The organism is Saccharibacillus sp. CPCC 101409, from assembly GCF_030518235.1.
Classification (GTDB): domain Bacteria; phylum Bacillota; class Bacilli; order Paenibacillales; family Paenibacillaceae; genus Saccharibacillus.
On record NZ_JAULSA010000002.1, the window covers coordinates 718214 to 731800 of the forward strand.

The following is a 13587-nucleotide window of genomic DNA, read 5'->3' on the forward strand; positions in this document are numbered from 1 at the left end:
TGCTCCCGGACGCCGAGATCGGCGGGAAGCAGGCCGCGGGCTTGTTTCAGGCTTCCCGGCATTCGGTTAAAAAAGCACAGGAATTTGGAAGGGGAGACCACTATGAGCGGCACTTATATCCTGGCCCTGGACCAGGGAACGACGAGTTCGCGCGCGATCGTGTTCGATGAAAATGCGCGTCCCGTGGCCGCCGGCCAGCGGACGTTCACCCAGCACTTCCCGAGTCCGGGACGGGTCGAACACAACGCGGAAGAAATTTGGAGCAGCCAGCTCGATGCGGCCCGCGAAGCGATCGCTTCGGCCGGAATCTCGCCGTCCGAGATTGCGGCGATCGGCATTACGAACCAGCGCGAGACGACGCTTGTCTGGGACCGCGGGACCGGAACGCCGATCGGTCCGGCGATCGTGTGGCAGGACCGGCGCACCGCGGCGCTGTGCGAAGACTTGAAGAAACGCGGCCTGGAGCCGTATATTCGCGAGACTACGGGACTTGTGGTCGACGCTTACTTTTCGGCGACGAAGATTTCCTGGATGCTGGAGCATGTTCCCGGCGCCAGGGCGCGGGCCGAAGCCGGCGAACTGCTAGCCGGCACGGTCGACAGCTGGCTGATCTGGAAGCTGACCGGAGGCGCTTCGCACGTGACCGACGTGACCAACGCTTCGCGCACCATGCTGTTCGATATCGGGAAGCTGGAGTGGGATGCGAAGCTGCTGCAGGAACTGAATATCCCGGCGTCGATGCTGCCGGACGTGCTGATGTCCGGCGCCGACTTCGGACGCACGCTGCCGCAGTGGTTTGATGGCGCATCCATACCGATCTCTTCGGTGCTGGGCGATCAGCAGGCGGCGCTGTTCGGCCACGCGTGCGTCGAAGCGGGCCATGCCAAGAATACATACGGCACGGGCTGCTTCATCCTGCTGAATACCGGAACGGACCGGGTGGATTCCGATCACGGACTGCTGTCCACCATCGCCTGGGGCTGGCGGGACGAGCTGCACTATGCGCTCGAAGGCAGCGTATTCGTGGCCGGCGCGGCGGTGGAATGGCTGAAGGACGGACTGAACCTGATCGAAGATCCCGACGAATCGGAACGTCTGGCGTCCGAGGTGGAAGACTCCGGCGGCGTGGTCATCGTGCCCGCTTTTACGGGTCTCGGCGCGCCGTACTGGGATATGTATGCGCGCGGAGCGGTGTTCGGCCTGACCCGAGGCACGCAGCCGGGCCATATCGCGCGCGCCACGCTGGAATCGCTGGCGCTGCAAACGCGCGATGTGACGAACGCGATGGAGAAAGACTCGGGCATTCCGCTCAAAGAACTGCGGGTGGACGGCGGCGCGGTCAAAAACAATATCCTGATGCAGTTCCAGGCCGATATTCTCGGTCTGGAAGTGGTCCGCACCGAGCAGGCCGAGACGACCGCGCTCGGCGCGGCCATGCTGGCCGGCTTGCAGTGCGGGCTGTGGGAGCGCGAGCAGTTCCGCTCGTTCAATCCGCCTGCGGCGCATTTTCGCCCGCAGATGAAAGCGGGTCTTCGCGAACGCACCTACCGCCGCTGGCAGAATGCGATCGGGCGCACGCGCGGCTGGGAAGACCCCGAGGAATCCTGAGCCGGAAGCGCGAACGGGAAAGCGCGCATTGAAATGCGGCATACAAGAAAGGCTCGCCCCGGTTTGCGGAGCGAGCCTTGTTTTACTTTTGCGAAAAACGCTTATCGAACGGTTACAGCACGATCTCCTGCGCCGAATTGATCGCAGGCAGCGCGACGAGTTCCGTCAGCACGTTCTTCGGCACTTCTTTGTCGACGCTCAGCAGCATGACGGCTTCGCCGCCGAGCACTTTGCGTCCCACCTGCATCGTCGCGATATTGACTTCGTTGCGGCCGAGCAGGGTGCCGACGTTGCCGATGATGCCCGGCTGGTCGTTGTGCGAGATCAGGATCTGATGGTGCTCCGGAGCGGAGTCGATCGGGAACTGGTTGACGCGCACGATCCGCTCGCCGTAACCGTACAGCAGGGTGCCGGCGACCGTGCGCTCCGTTCCGCTTTGCTCGACGACCGTTACCGTGATCAGGTTCGTAAAGCCTTTTTCCGCCGACGAACTGCTTACCTGCACGTCCAGATCGCGGATCTTGGTCAGGTGCAGCGAGTTGACGATATTGACTTCGCCGCCGAGATGGCGGGACAGCACGCCTTTGACGATATAGCGCGTCAGCGGCTGGGTATCGACTTCCGACAGCTCGCCGGCGTAATCGATCCGGATCGCTTTGACCGCGGCCGAAGTCAGCTGCGAAGCGAAGCTGCCGAGCTTCTCGCCGATCGAGAAGTACGGCTGGAGCTTGTTCATGACGCTGCTGGCGACAGGAGGCATATTGACCGCGTTCTTGAACGGCTCGTCGCGCAGAATATGCAGCACCTGCTCCGATACGTCGATCGCGACGTTCTCCTGCGCCTCGACGGTCGAAGCGCCCAGGTGCGGAGTCACGATGATTTTCGGGTTGTTCAGGAACGGGTGGTCCGGGGCCGGCGGCTCCTGCTCGAACACGTCGAACGCGGCGCCTGCGACAATTCCCTGATCGATCGCTTCGACGAGAGCGGCTTCGTCCACCACTCCGCCGCGGGCACAGTTGACGATTCTCATGCCTTTTTTCATGACGGCGAACTGCGGAGCGGAGATCATATGCTTCGTTTCCGGCGTCAGCGGCGTGTGCACGGTGATGAAGTCCGCCTGCTTGACGATATCGTCGACGGAAGCGAGCGTAACGCCCATTTTGTCGGCGCGCTCCTGGGTCAGGAACGGATCGTAACCGAGGATATCCATACCGAACGCTTTGGCGCGCTTGGCGACTTCGCTGCCGATGCGGCCCATGCCGAGCACGCCCAGCTTTTTGTTGCGCAGTTCGACGCCGAGGAATTTGCGGTCCCATTGTCCGCCGACCGTTTTGGCGTAAGCCTGCGGGATATGACGAGCCAGCGCCATCATCATCGCAAACGCGTGCTCGCACGTCGTGATCGTATTGCCGTCCGGCGCGTTGATGACGATGATGCCGCGGCCGGTCGCCGCCGGCAGATCGATATTGTCGACGCCGACTCCGGCGCGCCCGACCACTTTGAGCCGTCCGCCCGCGTTCATGATCGCTTCGGTCACCTTGGTCTGGCTGCGCACGAGCAGCGCGTCGTAATCGTCGATGATTTCAATCAATTCGGCTTCGGAAAGGCCCGTTTTTTTGTCTACCTGCACATCTGCCGCTTCCACCAGCTGTTGAATGCCCAGATCGCTGATCGGGTCGGATACCAATACTTTAAACATCGTCTTTTTTCCTCCCTTATTCTGTACGCTGCAAGCCAATTATGTTCCAGGAACGCCGCCGGTCGCGGTGATCCGAAAAACCGTTTTCTACAAAACGCCTCGGGCAAAATTGCTTAAATGCGATATTGCGATAATGGAAAGACGCGCTGTCGTAACAAAGAACCGGTCTGTAGCAAAAAGGGCGGGACGCGCAAATCGTTCCAGCAAAAAAGACTCCCGTCCTCATACCGCTGGCGCGGTAAAGGGACGAGAGTCTCGCGGTGCCACCCTAATTCGCCGTACCCTTGCGGGCGACGGCCTTAGCGGGTCGGACAAACCGACCCTTCACGGTAACGGCGTGACACCGGCTGCGCCTACGCCGCCGGGAGGCGGATTCGGGCAGACGCTCGGGAGCGCTCAAGGACGCGGACGCATAACCGGTTCGCACCAAACACCGGCTCTCTGAATATGCGCGCTTCGTCCGTTCTCCTTCAAAGCGTTTCGCTCAGGTTTAATTTTTCATACTTTAACATAAGGTTACACAGGGTGTCAACGGGTAAACGAAATTCGGATTTATTCCTGAATCGAATCGATACAAACCGCGCAATCCGGCAAAATCCTTTTGATTTCCGATCGTTTTTGCCCGATAGGTGGATATGCGTACGTTTTTTGAGAGGAAAAGAACAAGGCTGGAAGCGGCGTGACAAAAAGGGCTCCATTACGTCCGAAAAGGGCCGGAGGTTGATTCGCGCCCGTATTTTCGCTATCATTTGAATGACATTTCGCTTTCTAAATTGCATGTCGAGGAATAGGTCCATGACAAACAAAAACGCAAACAAAAAGCGGCGGCAAAACGTCCAACTGACAGACCGGCTGCTGCTCGTTAATTTGTATCTGACGCAGGGGCTGACGCTGATTGCCGGCGTCGTCTGGATTTTGCTGCAGGGAAGGAATCCGCTCGATCTGCTGGCTTTTCCGCACGATGTCCGTTTTCTGTACTGGGGAATCGGATTGGCCGTCGCGATGTTTTTTATCGATTTTCTAATGACGATCTACGGACGGGACGAAGATATGGATGACGGGGGCATCAACGCGCTGCTGTTCCGGTCGCGGCCGCTGTGGCATATTTTCGTTATTGCGGCGCTCGTGTCGATCTGCGAAGAACTTTTGTTTCGCGGCGCGGTACAGTTTCATCTGGGACCTTACTGGACAAGTATTTTATTTGCGGCGATCCATATCCGTTATTTGCGCCACTGGCTGCCGACCGCCTGGGTATTTGCGAGCAGCTACGGGCTGGGCTGGATTTACGTTCAGTCCGGCACGCTGTGGGCGCCGATCGTCTGTCATTTTCTAATTGATTTTATCTCGGGCATCATGATCAAACGGAGGGAACAATGAGCGAACGTTTAAGCCGCATGGACCGGCATCCCAGTACCAGGAAGAAGCGCCGCAAGCGCCCTACGTTCAAACAGGAATGGCATGAGAACCAGATAAGACTGACGGATACGACCGTTATGCGGCTGTCCGTACCGGAGAACCGGACGGCGCCCGAGCCGGAGCCGCCTCTGCCGCCGCGCGCGGCCGCCGCTTACTCCGCCGTTTCGGCCCCTGCGCTCGAAGCGCCCCGCGCAAAGCAGCCGGAAGAGGAGGAGCAGGAAGACCTGCCGCCGCGCAGCACGGTATATCCGTCCAGCCGCATCCGGGGCGCCAAATGGTTTTACGAGACTCTTGTATTGTTATTTTTGATTTTATTGGGAACGCTGCTGTGGTGGGGAACCCAGGCGACGGGAGTGAAATGGCCATGGCAATAAAGATCGGTTGGAAGCAGGCGCTGGCCGCCGCAGCGGGTGCTGCGGCGGGACTCGGCGTACATATGGTAAAAGAAGCGATGGCGTTCCGCGTCGAGCACGAAGATGTGCATATTCCCGGACTGCCGCCGGAATTCGACGGCTACCGGGTGTACTTTATCGCCGATATTCATCGCCGGACGCTGCCCGAAGCGGAAATCGCGGCGCTGCAGGGCAGGGCGGACCTGGTGTGGATCGCCGGCGATCTGACCGACCGCGGCGTGCCGGAAGAACGCACGCGCGCCAACATGAAAATGCTGCGCAAGATCGGGCCGGCGTACGCCGTGTACGGCAACCACGATTACGAGGCGTATATGCCGAATATGGAAAAGCTGGACCGCATCCTGGAAGAAAGCGGCGTCAAGCCGCTCGGCAGCAAGAACGTTCCGCTGCACCGCGGCGGGAAGACGATCTGGTTGGCGGGGATCGACGATCTCGGCCCGGCCGGGCTGTGGCGGGGAGACCCCCGCATTCGCAGGGACGACTGCGTGCTCGTGCTGATGCACGATCCCAAATGGGTCGTCGCGCTGCGCCGGGTTTCGGCGAACTACGCGTTTGCCGGCCATACGCACGGCGGACAGATCAGCCTGCCGGTGCTCGGTCCGGCCGCGTCGAAGCCGTTCTACAAAACTTATCTGGACGGCACGCACTTTATCGATTCCGAAGACGGAGGCATGACCGGTCTGCGCATTACGAGGGGCATCGGCACCAGCCATTTTCCGCTGCGTCTCGGTTCGCCGGCGGAAACGCATCTGCTGACGCTGCGCAGCGCGCCCAAACTGGAGAATTGACCCGCGCGAGCCGGGAGTTTCGCGGCGCAGCGCTGTAAACAAAACTTGAAATGCAAACATCGAAAAAAGCCGTTCCTCCGGAGAGGAACGGCTTTCTCGTCTTTATTGACTGTTGGAAGCCCGGATCAAGGCTGCTTGGTCGTGTCGATGCTGCGAGGATCGACGAAACTGTAGCCTTTGGCTTCGAGCTTGGTCAGCAGATTGTCAAGCGTTTCGACCGTCCACGGCAGTTCGTGCATCAGAATGTTGCTGCCCGAGTGGAGCTGGTCGAAGATGTTGTCGATAACCGCCTGCGGATCGTTCAGGTTCACCCAGTCGAGCGAGCCGACGGACCAGGTCATGTAAAGCATATCGTTTTCTTTGGCGATCTGGTGCACGTAGTCGTTGCCTGCCGCGTTAGGAGCGCGGAAAAACTTCGGCTTTTCGCCGATCGTTTCTTCGACGATCGTCTGCACGTCTTCCATCTGTTTTTTGATCGTGGCGTTATCCTGTTTGTTAAGCAGGATGTGATCGTAGCTGTGGTTGCCGACGATTCCGCCGCGTTCCTGGATCAGCTTCAGCAGTTCGGGATGAGCTTTGACGCGGTAGCCGTTGACGAAAAAGATCGCTTTGGCATTGTGCTTGTCGAGCGTGTCGAACATGCTGTTGATCATCTTCGCTTCTTTCGGGCCGTCGTCGAACGTGAGCAGCACAACTTTTTTCGGCGCCTTCGATTCGTCGTTCGGCACGATATCGTAGTTGCCGTTCATGTGATACAGAATCGGGACTTCTTCCGCCGCGGCCGTTTGGTCCGAATCTTCGGAATCTCCTTTGGCCGTATCCGCCGACGTTCCGGCTTCTTCGCCCTCCGTTTGGTCGCCGCCGGTTTCGTCCGCCGCCTGCGCGTCCGGAGAATCGACGGCTGCCGCTTCTTCGTCGTCCGCCGGAGTCGTTTCGTCCGCCGCCGTACCCGCTTTGTCGGTCGAAGCCGGAGCTGGATCCGCTTGATCGTTCGGCGTTTCCGCCTGGGAGCTTGCCGGCGCCGGATCCTTCGCAGGGGCTTCCGACTCCTCGGCTTTGCTGCCGCATGCGCCCAGCACAAGAGCGGCCGCCAGCCAGAACAGGGCCGTCTTTTTAAACATTTGTCCATCTCGCTTTCTGCAGTGCATTTGTGCCTTACGGTGTGGCTCTTACGATGTGGCTTATGTAATGCCTGAAACGATTCTAGCATAATTCGCTTTCCATTTGCGGCACATAACGGGATTGTAACCTTTTCCCGGAGCGCTGAAACGGATTGTGCACGCTTCGATTTCGGGGGGTGCAATTGAAGAAAAGAAGTGATAACATTAATATGTGGTTATATAATAATAAAACAACAGCCACTTTTAGGATGCCCTTTCTAAAAATCGACTCCAAAAGGAGGGTCCTGTCGTGAAAATTGAACGCTTAGGCCAAGATAAAATTCGTATCTACCTTACATCCGACGATTTGAACGAACGCGGAATTCAGCGGGAAGATATGTGGCAGGAGATTCCGAGAGTCCATGAACTTTTCACAGAGATGATGGACCAGGCGTACACCGAACTCGGTTTCGACGCGACCGGCCCCCTGGCGGTGGAAGTGTTTGCTCTTCCCGCGCAAGGCATGGTCGTTATCGTCACCAAGGGCAAATACGATCCGCTTCATTCGGAAACGGGCGAAGAAGAAGTGCCGGATGAAGTTTACGAGATGGAAGTGACCATGGAGACGAGCGACACGATCGTTTACTCCTTCCACGATATCGAACCGTTGATCGAAGCGGCGCACCTGCTGCGCGAGCGCGTAACGGAAGCGGGCACCCTGTATCACTACAAGGATGCTTGGGTTCTGCATTTCGCCGCCGAAGAACTCGACGATTCGCTGCACGACGCGCTGATTGCCGTTCTGGCCGAATTCGGCAGAGCTTCCTCCGCAACGACGGCGATGCTTGAAGAATACGGCAAGAAAGTGATGGCGGACCGCGCCGTTGCCCAAATCTGCACGCATTTCGACCGCCGGGCCTGACATCGGCGGAAACGACGCCGCCTCGTACCCGGGGCGGCCGTTTCCGTTTGGTCACGCCTTTTGCCTGACACGGGGACTTCGCCGCAGGCATGCGGGAAAGGGGGAACGCTTTGCTCGCTTTATCTGTGCTTGTAGCCGCCGTCACGCCGGGAGTGGCGCTGCTCTTTTATTTCTATCTGAAAGACAAATACGACGCGGAGCCGCTGCATTTGGTGGTGCGCGTTTTTCTGCTCGGCTTCTTGATCGTGCTGCCGATTACCATCGTGCAGCAGGGGCTGATGCAGGCGTTCGGGGACAACCCCTATCTGTTTGCTTTCGGCATTTCGTCCGCCGTCGAAGAAGCGTTCAAATGGTTTGTGCTGCTGCACTTCATCTATAACCATACCGAGTTCGACGAACCGTACGACGGCATTTTGTACGCGGTGGCCGTATCGCTCGGCTTCGCCACGTTCGAAAACATTCTCTACGCATTTACGCTGAAAGCTTCTTTCGGGGCGCTGCTGATCCGCGGACTGCTGCCGGTATCGGGACATGCGATGTTCGGCGTCGTAATGGGCTATTATATGGGACGCGCCAAATTCGCCGGCTCCGCGCAGACCCGGAAATTCCTCGCCCTGTCGCTGCTGCTGCCGTTTATGTGGCACGGCATCTACGATACGATCCTCAATACGTCCGGCCATTACTGGCTGTGGTACATCATTCCGTTCATGGTCCTGATGTGGTACGGCGGCATGGACAAAGTGGTCAAAGCCAACAACCGCTCGCCTTTCCGTTTTTTGCGAAAAGACGATCACCGGGACGGCATCGTATCCGGCGGAGCCGCCGTTCCTCCCGCCGCCGCGCGGGAGAAAAAAGAAGCCTGAGTTTCGCTCCGCCGCGCGCAATCGAAAGGTCCGGGCTCCGGACCTTTTTTTGTGTTCATTTTCGCCGCGGCAAGCTCACAACCTTCCGGCTTCGTGCTATACTGGGAAAACCGAACCGGGGAATGCGTCCGCCCGGACTTCTTCCGCGCGTTCGGGATTAAAGGTCTAATTGAAGGCGGGCGATCACAAGATGTATCCGAAAACCAATGAAATGCTGTTTATGCTGCCCGTATCCATGGAAGCCAACGAGGAGAACGAACACCGTTCCCGCATTTCCGAAATCGAAGAAAACGCCATGCTCGTCGAGCTTCCGATCCGCGCCGGCCGGATGAGCAGACTTCGCCTCGGCGAAGAACTTTCGGTCTACCATATGACGGAAGACGGCATCAAATACTATTTCACTTCGCACGTGCTGGGCTATCAGGACGATTCGGTTCCGCTGATGAGAATCAGCAAGCCGCTGCCGGAAGACATTTCCAAAGTGCAGCGCCGGCACTATCTGCGCGTTCCCGCCCGGGTCGAAATCGCCCTGCAGGCGCCGGAGTTCCATTTTACGGCGCTCACGTCGGATCTCAGCGGCGGAGGATTGTCGTTCGTGGCGGATGCCGGACATCCGGTCCAGGTCAACCAGGAGATCAGCGGCTGGATTCTGCTGGCTTACAAAAGCGGAAGCGTCGACCACGTTGCTTTTGCCGGGGAAGTGCTGCGGATCAAGGAACCGGGCAGCGGCCGCAATACGGTCAGCATACGTTTTACGCGCGTGGCCGACACGGAACGGCAAAAATTGATCCGCTACTGCTTCGAACGGCAGCTGGACTTTCGCAACCGCTAGGTTCCGAACGTTTCGCGGATGAAGGTGAGGTTTTTTTGCGCTTTCATTCGTTGACGTTTTGCAAATCGGCTTTCGTTATGTTATAATTTTATTATCGCAGGCCCAGCCTGCTTTTTTATTGATTGACAAGCCTGTCCGACTTTCTACTCGGCGGGCGGTTTCGAGGAGGAATGCCCCCTTGTCCAGTTTGAACGGGGAACGGGAGTTCAGAATCAACATCGCAATCGACGGACCCGCGGGAGCGGGGAAAAGTACGGTTGCGCGCAAGGTGGCCAAGCGCCTGTCCTATGTTTATGTCGATACCGGCGCTATGTACCGGGCCGTAACGTGGGATATGCTGAACGCGGGCATAGAAGCGGACGACGAAGCCGCGGTTCTCGAACGCATGGGTTTGCTGGACGTGGAACTCGTTCCGGGAGAAGACGGGCAGAGAGTACGGCTTTCCGGCCGTGACGTGACCGACGAAATCCGGTCGCTTGCCGTCAGCCGGACGGTTTCCCGATATGCGCAAATCGAGGGGCTGCGTGCGGAACTATCCGCCGCACAGCGGCAAATGGCTTTACGCAAAGGCGTCGTGATGGACGGACGCGATATCGGAACCACCGTGCTTCCCGATGCCGAAGTCAAGATCTTTATGACGGCAACCGTCGAAGAGCGCGCGCTGCGCAGATTCCGCGAACTGCCGGAATCGGAAGCCATCACGCTGCAACAGCTTGAACGCGAGATCGCGGAACGGGACGAATTGGACCGCAATCGCGAAGTGTCTCCGCTTGTATGCGCGGAAGACGCCATTGTCCTCGATACGACGCTGATGTCCATCGAAGAAGTGGCGGACGCGATCGCAAGCGAGGCCGAGCGGATTCTCGCCCGGGTTAACTGAGGCGCGAAGTTCGGAATGAATCAAACGGAAACAGTTTTGAACCCTGCGCTAAGCGGGTTTAAATATGAGGGTTTTGAATCGAGGAGGGTATTGAACATGTCGGAAGAGACAAGAAATGAAAATCAAGAAGAAGTAGTAAGCCAGGAAGTAAACGAAGAAACGGTTACGCAGGATCAGCTGGACCAAGCCGTCGCTGTCAAAAAGGGCGACACGGTTACAGGTACAATCGTCAAATTGGACGATGACCAGGCGTACGTCAGCATCGGTTATAAATATGACGGTACAATCTCGTCGCGCGAATTGGACGAAGATGCGGCTGTCGGCCAAGAAGTAACGGCCAAAGTTGTCAGCATCAACGACAATAAAGAACAGCTTATCCTGTCCAAAAAAGCGATCGACGGCGACAAAGCCTGGGATCAGCTCGAAGAGAAATTCGCGAGCAAAGAAATCTTCGAAGTCAAGATCACGGACGTCGTAAAAGGCGGCATCGTGGCTGACGTAGGCGTTCGCGCATTCATCCCTGCCTCGATGGTCGAGCGTCATTTCGTCGAAGACTTCAAAGACTACAAAGGCCGCACAATCCGCGTTCGCGTCAAAGAACTCGATCGTGAAAACAACAAAGTCATTCTGTCCGCGAAGGACGTTCTGGAAGAAGAATTCGAAGCCAACAAGCAGCAGGTGATGGCCGATCTTCAAGAAGGACAAGTCATCGAAGGCAAAGTGCAGCGTCTGACCCAATTCGGCGCATTCGTGGACGTAGGCGGCGTTGACGGCCTGGTTCACGTTTCCGAAATGGCTTGGCATCATGTCGACAAGCCTGCCGATGCGGTATCCGAAGGCGAAACCGTTAAGGTTAAAGTCCTCAAAGTGGATCCGGAAAAAGGCAAAATCAGCCTGAGCATCAAAGCGGCGACTCCGGGACCTTGGGAATCGGCTTCCGAGAAGTTCAGCCAAGGTGATGTCATCAGCGGCGAAGTCAAACGTCTCGTGCCTTTCGGCGCATTCGTGGAAATCGCTCCTGGCGTAGAAGGCCTGGTTCACATCTCGCAAATTTCGCACAAGCACATCGGTACGCCTCAGGAAGTTCTTCAAGAAGGACAAACCGTTCAAGTTAAAGTACTGGACGTTAATCCTTCGGAAAAACGCATCAGCCTGAGCATCAAAGAAACCGAAGAAGCTCCTGTGGGCGAAGCTCGCGCCGAAAGACCGGAAAGAACCGACAGACCGGAAAGATCGAACAAAGGCGGTCGCGGCGATAAAGGTCCTCGCGTCGAGAAAATCGACAATCCTAACGTTTCGCTGAGCAATCAGGGCATGAACGTATCGCTGGGCGAACGTTTCGGCGACCTGAGCGCGCTCAAAGAAAAACTGGGTCAATCCGAAGAGTAATCTCGCGCATTTTATGAACGCATAGCATAGTACCTTGTCAACGCTAAAAGTAAGGTTACGCCTCCCTGAATCGCACCTAAAACGTGTGCGTTTCAGTTGAACGTAAACCTCTGATTAAGGGTTGACAAGGTAATAGTTTCGAGCAAACGGCGAACCCGCTGCGGGTTCGCCGTTTGTGCAGTATAAGGATGGATCGGCTCAGCAGACCGGCGTCTTTATATGCCGACGAGAAACGGGCGCCGCTCCCTGGGGGACTGGTGCATCCGTTTCTTGTTATGTAAACGGAAAGTTCGGGCAAGTCATTAAGGAGGAATACTCATGGCAAGAGCGGTAGTGGCGATCGTCGGACGGCCGAACGTCGGCAAATCCACGATCTTCAATCGCATTATCGGCGACCGCCTCTCTATCGTCGAAGACAAGCCGGGCGTCACGCGCGACCGGATCTACGGTGTCGGCGAATGGAACGGCAGGTCGTTCAGTATTATCGATACCGGGGGAATCGAGCTTAACGAAGACCAGATTCTCAAATCGATCAAAGCCCAGGCGGAGCTGGCGATCGAGGAAGCGGATGTCATCGTTCTGATGTGCGACGCGAAAGCGGGACTTACCCAGTCGGATTCGGAAGTGGCCGAGCTGTTGTACCGGTCCAAAAAGCCAATTGTGCTGGCAGTCAACAAAGTCGACAATATGAGCCGGATGGACGATACGTACGAGTTCTACAATCTGGGGCTCGGCGATCCGATCGGTGTATCGGGCGCGCACGGCAGCGGCGTGGGCGATCTGCTTGACGCGATCGTGGAGAACCTGCCGGATACCGAAGAAGAAGAATACGACGAAGATGTGATTCGCGTCGCTCTGATCGGACGGCCGAATGTCGGCAAGTCCTCGCTCGTCAATGCGCTGCTTGGCGAGCAGCGCGTCATTGTCAGCGATGTGGCCGGCACGACGCGCGACGCGATCGATACGGAATTCGAGCGCGACGGACAGCGCTATGTGCTGATCGATACGGCCGGCATGCGCAAACGCGGTAAAGTGTACGAGAACCTGGAGAAGTACAGCGTGATGCGCGCCATGCGCGCGATCGAGCGCGCGGACGTCGTTGCCGTCGTGATCAACGGCGAAGAAGGCATCATCGAGCAGGACAAACATATCGCGGGTTATGCGCTCGAAGCCGGCAAGGCTTCGGTCTTTGTCGTGAACAAATGGGACGTCGTCGAAAAAGACGACAAAACGATGCATCATTTCGAGCAAAGCATCCGCAATCATTTTCTGTTTATGACGTATGCGCCGGTGGTGTTCTTGTCGGCGTTGACGGGTCAGCGCGTGCACAAGCTGCTTCCGGTCGTCGACCGGGCCGCGGAACAGCACTCCCGCCGCATCCCTACCGGGCTGCTCAACGACGTCATCTCCGACGCCGTCGCGATCAATCCGCCGCCGACGGACAAAGGCCGCCGCATGCGGATCAACTATGCGACCCAGGTCGCCGTCAAGCCTCCAACGATCGTTGTATTCGTCAACGCGCCGGAACTGATGCACTTTTCTTACGAGCGTTATTTGGAGAACAAGATCCGGGCCGCTTTCGACTTCGAAGGGACGCCGATCCGCATCTTCACCAGACGCAAATCCGAAGATAAAGAAGGATAAGCAACCGAAAAGTCCATTTTCGCGAAGGGGAGC

At 57.4% G+C, this 13587-nt stretch carries 12 protein-coding genes; 10 read left to right on the forward strand and 2 right to left on the reverse strand.

The window, feature by feature from the left end; all coding sequences use genetic code 11:
• Positions 1–102 precede the first annotated feature (102 nt).
• The gene (gene glpK / locus QWJ34_RS07390) at positions 103–1608 is read left to right on the forward strand and encodes a glycerol kinase GlpK (protein ID WP_302726523.1); all 1506 of its coding nucleotides are present in this window, start codon (positions 103–105) and stop codon (positions 1606–1608) included.
• A gap of 112 nt (positions 1609–1720) precedes the next feature.
• On the opposite strand, the gene serA is transcribed toward glpK, so the two are convergent.
• The gene (gene serA / locus QWJ34_RS07395) at positions 1721–3307 is read right to left on the reverse strand and encodes a phosphoglycerate dehydrogenase (protein WP_302726525.1); all 1587 of its coding nucleotides are present in this window, start codon (positions 3305–3307) and stop codon (positions 1721–1723) included.
• A gap of 795 nt (positions 3308–4102) precedes the next feature.
• Between serA and QWJ34_RS07400 the strand changes: the two genes are divergently transcribed.
• The 3 genes from QWJ34_RS07400 to QWJ34_RS07410 are packed head-to-tail and all read left to right on the forward strand — an operon-like array spanning position 4103 to position 5924.
• On the forward strand, positions 4103–4684 hold the full coding sequence (locus QWJ34_RS07400; RefSeq protein WP_302726527.1) for a CPBP family intramembrane glutamic endopeptidase: 582 nt from the start codon (positions 4103–4105) through the stop codon (positions 4682–4684).
• Complete coding sequence (locus QWJ34_RS07405; protein WP_302726529.1) at positions 4681–5097, forward strand: hypothetical protein; 417 nt, start codon at positions 4681–4683, stop codon at positions 5095–5097. Before QWJ34_RS07400 ends, QWJ34_RS07405 begins: the two co-directional genes overlap by 4 nt.
• Positions 5088–5924 (forward strand): metallophosphoesterase, encoded by an 837-nt coding sequence (locus tag QWJ34_RS07410; RefSeq protein ID WP_302726531.1) that lies wholly within the window; start codon positions 5088–5090, stop codon positions 5922–5924. The genes QWJ34_RS07405 and QWJ34_RS07410 overlap by 10 nt, the downstream gene beginning before the upstream one ends.
• 125 nt (positions 5925–6049) lie before the next feature.
• On the opposite strand, the gene QWJ34_RS07415 is transcribed toward QWJ34_RS07410, so the two are convergent.
• A complete protein-coding gene (locus QWJ34_RS07415; RefSeq protein WP_302726533.1) occupies positions 6050–7045 on the reverse strand; it encodes a polysaccharide deacetylase family protein in 996 nt (331 codons plus the stop codon).
• Positions 7046–7334: 289 nt separating this feature from the next.
• Between QWJ34_RS07415 and QWJ34_RS07420 the strand changes: the two genes are divergently transcribed.
• The 6 genes from QWJ34_RS07420 to der all read left to right on the forward strand — a co-directional run bounded on the left by QWJ34_RS07420 (position 7335) and on the right by der (position 13554).
• Positions 7335–7946, forward strand: coding sequence for a genetic competence negative regulator (locus QWJ34_RS07420; RefSeq protein ID WP_302726535.1), 612 nt, complete (start codon positions 7335–7337; stop codon positions 7944–7946).
• Positions 7947–8056: 110 nt separating this feature from the next.
• Entirely contained in the window at positions 8057–8809 is a 753-nt protein-coding gene (gene prsW, locus QWJ34_RS07425) for a glutamic-type intramembrane protease PrsW (protein ID WP_302726537.1), read from the forward strand.
• Between the two features lie 190 nt (positions 8810–8999).
• Complete coding sequence (locus QWJ34_RS07430) at positions 9000–9641, forward strand: flagellar brake protein (RefSeq protein WP_302726539.1); 642 nt, start codon at positions 9000–9002, stop codon at positions 9639–9641.
• A gap of 178 nt (positions 9642–9819) precedes the next feature.
• Positions 9820–10521 carry a (d)CMP kinase gene (gene cmk / locus QWJ34_RS07435; protein ID WP_302726541.1) on the forward strand — a complete coding sequence of 234 codons (702 nt, stop codon included), beginning with the start codon at positions 9820–9822 and terminating at the stop codon, positions 10519–10521.
• Between the two features lie 96 nt (positions 10522–10617).
• Positions 10618–11910: a 30S ribosomal protein S1 gene (gene rpsA / locus QWJ34_RS07440; protein ID WP_302726544.1), complete on the forward strand. Its 1293-nt coding sequence runs from the start codon at positions 10618–10620 to the stop codon at positions 11908–11910.
• Positions 11911–12228: 318 nt separating this feature from the next.
• A complete protein-coding gene (gene der / locus QWJ34_RS07445) occupies positions 12229–13554 on the forward strand; it encodes a ribosome biogenesis GTPase Der (RefSeq protein WP_302726546.1) in 1326 nt (441 codons plus the stop codon).
• Positions 13555–13587: the final 33 nt, after the last annotated feature.

What these genes read in the sequence shown, in the direction of transcription:
- QWJ34_RS07430 (WP_302726539.1), top strand. Translation starts at nt 9,000, where the DNA reads ATGTATCCGAAAACCAATGAAATGCTGTTTATGCTGCCCGTATCCATG.
- QWJ34_RS07400 (WP_302726527.1), top strand. Translation starts at nt 4,103, where the DNA reads ATGACAAACAAAAACGCAAACAAAAAGCGGCGGCAAAACGTCCAACTG.
- QWJ34_RS07410 (WP_302726531.1), top strand. Translation starts at nt 5,088, where the DNA reads ATGGCAATAAAGATCGGTTGGAAGCAGGCGCTGGCCGCCGCAGCGGGT.
- glpK (WP_302726523.1), top strand. Translation starts at nt 103, where the DNA reads ATGAGCGGCACTTATATCCTGGCCCTGGACCAGGGAACGACGAGTTCG.
- rpsA (WP_302726544.1), top strand. Translation starts at nt 10,618, where the DNA reads ATGTCGGAAGAGACAAGAAATGAAAATCAAGAAGAAGTAGTAAGCCAG.
- QWJ34_RS07405 (WP_302726529.1), top strand. Translation starts at nt 4,681, where the DNA reads ATGAGCGAACGTTTAAGCCGCATGGACCGGCATCCCAGTACCAGGAAG.
- serA (WP_302726525.1), bottom strand. Translation starts at nt 3,307, where the DNA reads ATGTTTAAAGTATTGGTATCCGACCCGATCAGCGATCTGGGCATTCAA.
- QWJ34_RS07415 (WP_302726533.1), bottom strand. Translation starts at nt 7,045, where the DNA reads ATGTTTAAAAAGACGGCCCTGTTCTGGCTGGCGGCCGCTCTTGTGCTG.
- der (WP_302726546.1), top strand. Translation starts at nt 12,229, where the DNA reads ATGGCAAGAGCGGTAGTGGCGATCGTCGGACGGCCGAACGTCGGCAAA.